7 protein-coding genes, 4 tRNA genes and 1 pseudogene are annotated in these 9439 nt (G+C 32.0%); 7 read left to right on the top strand and 5 right to left on the bottom strand.

The window, feature by feature from the left end:
• Window positions 1-129: 129 nt before the first annotated feature.
• Window positions 130-1290, top strand: a complete 1161-nt coding sequence (gene argJ, locus Q0929_RS08160; protein WP_299239628.1) for a bifunctional glutamate N-acetyltransferase/amino-acid acetyltransferase ArgJ — start codon at window positions 130-132, stop codon at window positions 1288-1290.
• A 265-nt stretch (window positions 1291-1555) separates the two neighbouring features.
• Here the strand turns inward: argJ and Q0929_RS08155 are convergent, their stop codons facing one another.
• Together Q0929_RS08155 and Q0929_RS08150 are read right to left on the bottom strand one after the other, a co-directional pair.
• Window positions 1556-3058: an MqnA/MqnD/SBP family protein gene (locus tag Q0929_RS08155; RefSeq protein WP_299239625.1), complete on the bottom strand. Its 1503-nt coding sequence runs from the start codon at window positions 3056-3058 to the stop codon at window positions 1556-1558.
• A complete protein-coding gene (locus Q0929_RS08150) occupies window positions 3055-4083 on the bottom strand; it encodes a sulfite exporter TauE/SafE family protein (protein WP_299239622.1) in 1029 nt (342 codons plus the stop codon). Before Q0929_RS08150 ends, Q0929_RS08155 begins: the two co-directional genes overlap by 4 nt.
• Window positions 4084-4527: 444 nt before the next feature.
• On the opposite strand from Q0929_RS08150, the gene Q0929_RS08145 reads away from it, so the two are divergent.
• Entirely contained in the window at window positions 4528-5391 is an 864-nt protein-coding gene (locus Q0929_RS08145) for a class I tRNA ligase family protein (protein WP_299239619.1), read from the top strand.
• Between the two features lie 413 nt (window positions 5392-5804).
• On the opposite strand, the gene amrS is transcribed toward Q0929_RS08145, so the two are convergent.
• Window positions 5805-6827 carry an AmmeMemoRadiSam system radical SAM enzyme gene (gene amrS / locus Q0929_RS08140; protein WP_299239616.1) on the bottom strand — a complete coding sequence of 341 codons (1023 nt, stop codon included), beginning with the start codon at window positions 6825-6827 and terminating at the stop codon, window positions 5805-5807.
• Between the two features lie 630 nt (window positions 6828-7457).
• Between amrS and Q0929_RS08135 the strand changes: the two genes are divergently transcribed.
• From Q0929_RS08135 to Q0929_RS08115, 5 genes are all read left to right on the top strand, one after another.
• Window positions 7458-7530, top strand: a tRNA-Asn gene (locus tag Q0929_RS08135).
• Between the two features lie 41 nt (window positions 7531-7571).
• Window positions 7572-8099 (top strand): inorganic diphosphatase, encoded by a 528-nt coding sequence (gene ppa, locus Q0929_RS08130; protein ID WP_299239613.1) that lies wholly within the window; start codon window positions 7572-7574, stop codon window positions 8097-8099.
• Window positions 8100-8141: 42 nt separating this feature from the next.
• A tRNA-Pro gene (locus tag Q0929_RS08125) sits at window positions 8142-8214 on the top strand.
• Window positions 8215-8242: 28 nt separating this feature from the next.
• Window positions 8243-8316: transfer RNA gene (locus Q0929_RS08120), tRNA-Arg, on the top strand.
• Window positions 8317-8322: 6 nt separating this feature from the next.
• Window positions 8323-8399, top strand: a tRNA-Met gene (locus tag Q0929_RS08115).
• A 269-nt stretch (window positions 8400-8668) separates the two neighbouring features.
• On the opposite strand, the pseudogene Q0929_RS08110 reads toward Q0929_RS08115, so the two are convergent.
• A pseudogene (locus Q0929_RS08110) lies at window positions 8669-9060 on the bottom strand (response regulator).
• 13 nt (window positions 9061-9073) lie between these two features.
• Complete coding sequence (locus Q0929_RS08105) at window positions 9074-9211, bottom strand: hypothetical protein (RefSeq protein WP_299239610.1); 138 nt, start codon at window positions 9209-9211, stop codon at window positions 9074-9076.
• Window positions 9212-9439: the final 228 nt, after the last annotated feature.

The following is a 9439-nucleotide window of genomic DNA, read 5'->3' as shown; positions in this document are numbered from 1 at the left end:
CCAATTTTTAAGTTTTTAGGTATAATTTTATATGATATTACAATTAAATTGTAAAAGTTTTTGGACAATATCGACGAAATTGTATAATCATATTGTTAAATAAATAACAAAGGAGAGAAAAATAATAAAATGAATATAAAAATGGGCGTTGCTAAAGCTGGAATAAAACCTTCCGGCGATTATGATATTTTAGTCTTAAAATTCCCATCATCGGTATATTCGGCAGTTTTTACTAAAAATTCCTTAGCAGCTGCACCTGTAATATACGATAGGTTAGTTTGTTCATTGCAAGATAAAATTTCTGCTATAGTTGTCAACAGTGGAAATGCAAACGCCGGCACAGGACAGGAAGGCTTCGAAAATGCAGAAAAGATGGCACAGATAACAGCTGAAAGTCTTGGTATTGATAAAGAAGAAGTGTTGGTATTTTCCACAGGTGTTATAGGCGTTCAGCTTCCTATGGATAAAGTAAAAGATGGTATAGAGGCTGCTTCTTCATCATTACAGGAGCTTGATTTAGAATTAGCAGCAAGGGCTATATCAACAACGGATGCATTTTATAAATATTACGAAACAAACGGACTGATAGAGGATAAAGTTTTTATCGTAAAAGGCATTGCAAAAGGTGCTGGAATGATACATCCAAACATGGCTACAATGTTAGCTTACATTTTTACCGATGTAAAAATTGATAAACCTATCCTTGACCAAATTACAAAATTAGTTGTAGACAGAACTTTTAACTCTATATCTGTGGATGGATGTGAAAGTACAAATGACAGCTTTGTAATAGTAGCAACAGGAGAAAGTGATGTTGAAATAAACGATTCTAACAAACTTTATTTTGCAAAGAAAGTTTATGAAGTTGCTTTAGAACTTGCAAAAATGATAGTAAAAGATGGAGAAGGTGCTACAAAACTTATAGAAATAAATGTTTATCAAGCATTTTCAAAAGATGAAGCAAGAAAAATAGCAGAAAGTATAGCATTATCTAACTTGTTTAAAACAGCAATGTTTGGAAATGACCCAAATTGGGGAAGAATTTTAGCAGCTGTAGGTCAAACTCATATCGGAATTGATTTTTCTCAGGTAAAACTTTATTTAGGAGATTTCTTATTATACAGCGGACAGCCATTAGAATTTGACAAAAAACAGGCAAGTGAATATCTAAAGAATAACAAGGAAATAAGAATTGATTTATACTTAGGTCGCGGAGAAGAAGAATGGACATATTACACATGCGACCTTGGATATAAATACGTTGAAATAAATGCAGAGTATACGACTTGATGCCCAAGGTTTAGCCTATATTAAAAGAATATAGAAGATGTTCCAAAATTTCCTTATGACTAAACAGTAAACTTTGCTTTTCATCCTGGAGCTATAAAGTCAAATGATCTTCAAGAGTGCTGCAAAAATTCTCGTAATCTTACCTTTCCGTGTCATCCTGAGGCTGTAAGCCGAAGGATCTTATGTTTTTAAAAAAGGAGATTCTTCGCCGGCTGCAGAATGACAATGTTGATTTTTGAAACATTTTATACTCTGTTAATAAACATTATGTCTGATACTTTCTTAACTTTTCCATCTCTTTTTCTGGTAGAGGCGGAATATTCCCGCTGATGCTTGCTACCAATGAGTAGGATTTTCTTCCAACCGGCTCTACCATGCCAATTTTAAAGCCTGCTTCTAATAGATTTTTCTTTACTTCTTTTGCTGATGAGTATGTAGCAAAAATTGCTTCATCTTTCATGATTTTTCTTAGATTTTTAAAAAGCTCAAACTCCCACATTTCTGGATTAACTTTTGGAGAAAATGGGTCCCAAAAAACAGCATCAAACTTAATGTTTTCGTCCGTTAATGCTTGGATTACTCCTCTACCATCAGCTAAAACAACCGATAGTTTTAAATTATTGTCTTCGTATTTATAAACGTCAAAGGTTTTATTTCCTATTGTAAGTTTGTCTAAAACCATTTTAAAAAATATCTCATACACAGGCTTTAGGTTTTCGGGAATTTTAATTTTCTTTACATTTTCTAAAAAATTTTTATCTTTTTCTATGGAAATTATCTGTATTTTTGCGTTTGGATTTTTTTCTAAACAAGATTTTATGGCGGTGGATGCATTATAACCAAGCCCAAAGCCAACATCTAATATGTTTATACTGCTATTTTTTTCACATATTTCTTGAATTTTGCAAGGTATGATAAATTTATGCATGCTTTCTGTATATGCTCCTGCACTGCTTGAATGATATGCTTCGTTATAGTCAAAGTTATAAAGTGTAATCGTGTTATCAACAGTTATAACCTTTCCATCTGTAAATCTAAAATCCGGAAGTTTTTTAATCAGATTAAGCTGTTTTAGATACTGAGAAAAAAGTCTTAAAGATTGTATGTGTTTGTCGGTTAGGTCGTATGAAAGATTTTTTAGATATTCTTTTTTTTCTGTTTCTAATGGATAGTTATCAATTTTTTCAAAAAATTCTTTAACATTCTCTTTAAGTTTGCGCTGAAAATTATAAATTTCTTCTCTGTTGTTTAAAAAGTATTCTTTATTTACACACCACAGTGCAAAGGTAAAAGGCAGGTTTGTATAATCAAACCAAATTTTTGAAAGGTCGTAAACGTATGGATAGTCAGATTTATGTTTTAAGGCTTTATCTCCAATGAGTAGAACAGAAAGCTTATTTTTTAGACTTTCAAAAGGTTTGTATTCTGGTTTCTTGTTTAAAAAAATTTCAAAAATCACTCTAAGAAGGTTGACAGAAGTTTTAGATTCTTTTGTAATGTAAACTTTTTCAATGTCTTCTAATGGAATATGGGATGCAAGAATGACAGATTTTACATCTTTGTAAGAGCTTATAGAAAGGTCTGGAAGGATAAAATATTTATAGTAATGTTCTAAATATTCAGCTGCTGATATTATTCCAACGTCTATTTTGCCTTCAAACAAAAGTTTGTTTAGATTTGATGGAACGTCTTTTACTATTTGGAAATCTCTAAACTTTTCTATTTGAAATGGCAAAGTATTAAGATAATCTATCCAACCGATTTTCATGATTTGTTTAAAAACTTTTTCATAAAATGATCTTTTACTCTCATCGTGATGATGCTGATAATATATCCAACTATCAAGCTAATTACAATTACCAAAATTGAGTATACAAGCGGGTAATTTGTAAGAAGATTAGCAAAAAAGTTATCTGAAACAAGGTTAAAAATCTCTTTTTGTTTTGTAGATAAAAATTGCTTTAGACTGTATGCAGCAACTATCAACATTAAAACAGCTAAAAACACTTTTAGATAAAATCTATTTATTTTCTGACCAAGAATGGAGCCAAAAACAGCACCAAAAGAAGAGCCTATCAACAAAATCAACCCAAGAATTATATCAACACCATGGTTAAAGTATGAATGTAGAAAGGATAAAAAGCTTGTGATAAAGACCATTTGAAAAACACTAATAGCAATTGCAGAAACAACGTCATAGCCTGCAAGATACATTAAAGCCGGCACGACTAAATTCCCACCACCAATTCCCATAACAGCCGCAAGAAATCCCGATAATAATCCTATACCTGCCGGTACTATCAAAGAGACTTGACCAACGTTAAAATCTTTTTTTAACGGAAGATTTTTAATAAATTCAGGAGCTTTATGTTCATGTTTTTCTTTGTTTTTAAAAGATTCGTAAAAAATAAAACTACCGAGCAAAAACAGGTATACAGTGTAAACAAGAAGAATAAATCTTTTTACATCACCGGATTGTTTTAGATAGTTTATAAGTAAAACACCAATAAAACCACCTATTACTCCGTATATTACAACATACTTTCCCATTTTTGTGTCAACTTTTCCGGCTTTAAGATAGTTTAAAAACCCGGACAAAGACGCTCCTATCATCTGACTAATAGATGTTCCAACTACTACTACAGAAGGTATACCCATTTTTATTAATATTGGATTTAAAATAATGCCACCACCAATTCCAAGCATTCCGGACAAAACTCCAACAACAATCCCAAGAATTAAAACTTCTATTACATTAATTTCTGTATGGGCAATAGGCAATAATATCTCCATTTTTCTCCTTTTAAATGTTTTGAGTTTTAGAAAGATTAAATATTATGCTTTATACAAGTAGGAAATTTCAAGCTACTATAAAGAATCTAAGATTACTTGCAAAAACTACATCATCGTTCCGTAGCTGTACGAAAACTCCCCCTACTTTTACCCAATTTTTCATCCGATGTATAAATCTCTATGCATGATAAAATATATTTAGTGCTTTGAGTGAGAAACAAGTGATTTTTAAAAAAATTAAAAAATGGAAGATTCTTCGGACTTACATCCTTAGGATGGCGGAAAAAGGTAGATTGATAGACATTAAAGAAAGATTAACTTTATTTGTCATTCTGCAGCCGGCGGAGAATCTCATACTTTTATTGAATTTTTCATTCGACATATAAATTTAGATTTTAAACTTATAAGATTTTAAGCTTTAAATATTAACGTTTGAGGTAGAAAATGGAAAGAAAAACGATTAAAGCAGTTTTAGAAGAAAATCATTTAAATCTTAATGATAATGCAGTTTTACTTTTTGATAAATTAGGATTAGATAAATCAATTTTAACAAAGCTTGAAGATGCTTATGGAAAATCAGATAAAATGTCTAAATCTAAACACAATACAGTTGACCCGGATGAGATGGTAAAAAAGTATGGTGCCGACACTGTTAGACTTTACACACTATTTGCTGCACCGCCAGAAAACAATTTTGATTGGACAGAAACCGGAATAGAAGGAGCTCATAGATTTGTAAAAAGGCTATTTTATTACATTTCAGAAAATTTAGACCTTGTTAAAAATATATCTTACAGTGAAGAAGATTTTAAAAATCTTTCACAAGAAAGTCTAAATATAAGAAAAAAACTTCATCAAACCATCAAAAAAGTACGAAATGATATAGAAAGGTTTCAGTTTAACACAGCCATTGCTTCCATGATGGAGCTCTTAAATACTCTTTATGATTATAAAGAAAAAAATCCAAAAGTATTAAGAGAAGTCTTTGAAAAATTTATTCTTTTAATCTCTCCATTTACTCCATTTATGGCTGATTATCTATGGAAACAGCTTGGGAATAAAGGATATACTATACAGCAACCATTCCCAAACTATGATGAAAGTTTATTAGTAGAAAAAGAAAAAGAAATTCCAGTCCAGATAAATGGCAAATTAAGAGCAACAATCAAAGCTCCTGTAGATGCTTCTCAGGATGAAGTTTTAAACATCGCTTTAAAAGATGAATCTGTTAAAAAATGGATTGAAGGAAAAGAGATTGTAAAAACTATCTTTATTCAAGGGAAGATTTTAAACATTGTTGTTAAGTAAAATTAAGTAAAATCTTTGAGAAATAAGACCACTCTAAAAATCAACATTGTCATTCTGTAGCCGATGAAGAATCTCCGTCATTTTAACTCTCACTTACTCACCTTCTTTAAAAGAGAAGATATTTTTCAGACTAAAGCTCTCAGGATGATGGGTCAAGGGAAAACTTATAAGAATTTTGGAACACTCACAAGATACGATGACAAAAACAACCTTACAAAAATTTTAAAATACTATCTTCGAGAAATTCAACATAATGGGAGATTTCTACTACGCTAAGAAATAACAATATTATCACCTTTCCGCTTTCTTTGTCGTTCTGAGAACATAAGTTCGAAGCTTCTCATTCTTTAAAGTTTTTTAAAAGCAAAAGGAGACTCTTCGCCGTCTTAAGAATGGCTTGGTCGCTTTTTCTATTACTTCCAAACTCCGGCTATTGGAGTATTGCATTTGGGACATTTTCCATCTACTAAATGATTAGTAACGTATTGTCCAACATAACCTGTTCTATCAATAACTTTAAAGCCACAGTTTGGACAGTATGTTGATTCTCTGTCTTCATCTATAACATTACCAACATAGACATAATTCAAGCCTTCCTCTTTACCTATTTCATAAGCTTCTTTTAATTTTTCTATTGGTGTAGGTGGTCTATCTAACATTTTATACATTGGATAAAATCTTGATACATGCCATGGTATATTTTTATCTATAGATGCAATAAATCTTGCAATATCCCTTAACTCTTCTTTGCTATCATTTTCTCCCGGAATTATGAGAGTAGTTATCTCTATCCAAATTCCTTGCTTATAAGTGTATTCAATTGAGTCTAAAACAGGTTTTAATCTTGCTCCGCAAATTTCTCTGTAAAATTTATCTGTGAATGCTTTTAAATCTATATTCGCTGCATCTAAGTATGGCTTAATTGTATCAATAGCTTCCTTAGTTTCATACCCAGAGCTTACGAATACAGTTTTTATACCATTTTGTTTTGCTAATTTAAATGTATCATAAGCATATTCAAAAACTACGACCGGCTCGTTGTAAGTAAATGCAATTGATGGTATTTTTCTTGTTTTTGCAATATTTACGATTGTTTCCGGCATTAATGTAGTTCCGAAAACTTCATAGTTATGTTCTTGAGGATACTGTGATATTTCAAAATTTTGGCAAAACTTACAGCTAAAATTACATCCTACTGTTCCTACAGATAAAATTTCTGTTCCCGGCAAAAAGTGGAATAACGGCTTTTTCTCTATTGGGTCTATATTAAAAGCAGCAGCAAGACCATACACAGTAAGATATAGGTCTCCATTTTCATTTTTTCTTATCCCACATTTTCCATACTCTCCAACATCAAGAACACATCTTTGATTGCATGCTTTACATAAAACTTTATTTTCTTTTCTTTTTTCAGACATCCAAGCTAAAGCTTTCATATTTACTCCTCTTTTGTTTAAAATGATACATATAAATATATGCTAAAATAAAAGTATAAAAATAGATACGTCGGGTGAGAAATTGGGTAAAAGTAGGAGATTCTTCGCCGGCTGCAGAATGACAAATATGGCAATCGTTAACATACTTTCGCTTTCTCTGTCATCCTAAGGCCGTAAGGCCGAAGGATCTCATTTTTAAATTTTACAAAAACCGCTAATTTCTCACCCAAAGTGTGTAAGAATATTAGATATTAGAGATTTTTTGAAATAGTGTAAAATAAAGATTAGAGTTTTGCATTTTTACCTCCTTGGTGGAATTTTTGCTATTACAATTTTAACTGCCACCAAGGAGTTTTTTAGATGTTTTGTTTATATTTGAATTTCTCACCCGAGGTATTGTTTATGCTATAATATTCATTCATTTCTTAAAAAATCTTGGCAATTGAATAAGCAAAAGTTAGAAGAGTTTGTGAGAAGCATTTTATTTTTACTTCCTTGTCATTCTGTAGTTGTACGAATAAAGTTTTTAGAGTGACGCGATAAAGGATGAACTTAAAAAAAATTAAAAATCTTCCAAAAAACAGTTGCATTTATGTTAAAAATCTATTATAATATTATATATCTTTTTATTCCCGAGTAGCTCAGCAGGCAGAGCAGCCGGCTGTTAACCGGCTGGTCGGGGGTTCGAATCCCTCCTCGGGAGCTTTTCATTTTTTTCCATTTATAAAACTAACGGAGGGTCAAATGAATCTCTCATTAATACCAGCAGGAAAAAATCCACCAGAAGATATTTATGTAGTTATTGAAATTCCACAAGGAAGCGGTATTAAATACGAAGTTGACAAAAAAAGTGGAGCTGTATTTGTAGATAGATTTTTATTTACCGCAATGTATTATCCATTTAATTATGGATTTATTCCAAACACTTTAGCAGATGATGGAGACCCAACTGACGTATTGGTAATTTCAAGAGAACCTGTTTTTCCTGGTAGTGTAATCAGATGCAGACCAATTGGTATGCTTGAAATGGAAGATGAAGAAGGTATTGATACAAAAATAATTGCAGTTCCGGTTTCTAAGTTAGACCCAACGTTTGACGGCATAAAAGAAGTAAAGGATTTACCAGAGGCAACATTAAATAAAATTAAACATTTCTTCGAGCACTATAAAGAGTTAGAATCTGGAAAATGGGTGAAAGTTAAATCTTTTAAAGATTCTAACGAAGCTAAGGCTGATATTGTTAAATCAATTGAAAACTTCAAAAGGGCTTGAAATTTTTTCTATATAGTGATATAATATTTATCTCTTTTAGATCGGAGTGTAGCTCAGGTGGGAGAGCACGTGCCTTGGGAGCACGGGGTCGCAGGTTCAAGTCCTGCCACTCCGACTATTAAAAAAATCAGAATATGATAAGTGCGCCCGTAGCTCAGCTGGATAGAGCAACGGACTTCTAATCCGTAGGTCGCACGTTCGAATCGTGCCGGGCGCATAACATCGCGGGGTGGAGCAGTCTGGTAGCTCGCCGGGCTCATAACCCGGAGGTCGCAGGTTCAAATCCTGCCCCCGCAACCAACAATGAAAAAAATAAACTCATTTCAAACCTTTCTAAGAGTTCTCAAATTTATCTTTTTATTCTAAAACTCAAAAAGCTAACAAAAGTGCTTTCAAATTTTGTAAGTTTATCCTTTTTGTCATCCTGAGAATTTTAACCCGAAAGGTGACTTCTATTTTAAAATGAGATTCTTCGCTTCGCTCAGAATGACAAATAAGGCGTTAAGCTTAAGTGTTAAGTGAATCTTTTTTATTAAGACGCACTTATCACTATGCTACTTTCCCTTCCTTTAACCATTTATCTGTTGCCACACTTTTTCTAATTTTTCCTTTAGTGTTTCAGCTGTAAAAGGCTTAACTATATAGTTATTAGCTCCAGATTGTATAGCTAGTAGCACGTTTTCTTTTTTTGCTTATGCTGTTACCATTATTACTGGAATATCTTTTAACTGTGGGTCTTTTCTTATTTCTTGAAAAGTGTTATCCCATCCATTTCTGGCATGTTCCAATCAAGTAAAACAAGGTCGTATTTATTTTGTTTCAATTTTACTAAAGCTTCTTTACCATTTTCTGCTTCGTCTACGTTTGTATAACCAAGCTGATTCAATAAACTCTTTATAATTTTTCTCATTGTTGCCATATCATCAACCGTTAAAATTCTTGCTGTCGTCGGAAATCCCATTATATACCTCCTTTTATAGTCCTAATTCTTCTAATAATTTATCAACATCTTCCTGAAAAATTCTATCTCCAGTTAGAAGCTCGTGCACCTTACCTGATATTACTTTTTTTTGCTCATTAGAAAGCTCTCCTGATGCTTCTATTGATGCCATAGCTATTCCTAATAAGTGTTTTTTTGGTTTCTTCGAGAATATTTATAACTTCTTTAATTTGTTGTGAAGATAAATCTTGGAAAGAGAAAAGCTCATAAACTGGGAGTTAAAATAATGTTGTGTCTAAATAAATCTAAATAAAATTACATGGAGGAATGATGATGGATAAGAAAGAATACTTTGAAAAAATATTAGACAGATCAACTGAAGAATTGGTAAAAGAGCTTT

It is taken from the genome of Sulfurihydrogenibium sp. (assembly GCF_028276765.1).
Lineage (GTDB): Bacteria > Aquificota > Aquificia > Aquificales > Hydrogenothermaceae > Sulfurihydrogenibium.
This window is presented reverse-complemented; position numbering and strand designations above follow the sequence as displayed.

Coding starts and splice junctions, on each gene's coding strand:
- Q0929_RS08155 (WP_299239625.1), bottom strand. CDS start 3,058: ATGAAAATCGGTTGGATAGATTATCTTAATACTTTGCCATTTCAAATA.
- ppa (WP_299239613.1), top strand. CDS start 7,572: ATGAATCTCTCATTAATACCAGCAGGAAAAAATCCACCAGAAGATATT.
- Q0929_RS08105 (WP_299239610.1), bottom strand. CDS start 9,211: ATGGCATCAATAGAAGCATCAGGAGAGCTTTCTAATGAGCAAAAAAAA.
- Q0929_RS08145 (WP_299239619.1), top strand. CDS start 4,528: ATGGAAAGAAAAACGATTAAAGCAGTTTTAGAAGAAAATCATTTAAAT.
- Q0929_RS08150 (WP_299239622.1), bottom strand. CDS start 4,083: ATGGAGATATTATTGCCTATTGCCCATACAGAAATTAATGTAATAGAA.
- amrS (WP_299239616.1), bottom strand. CDS start 6,827: ATGAAAGCTTTAGCTTGGATGTCTGAAAAAAGAAAAGAAAATAAAGTT.
- argJ (WP_299239628.1), top strand. CDS start 130: ATGAATATAAAAATGGGCGTTGCTAAAGCTGGAATAAAACCTTCCGGC.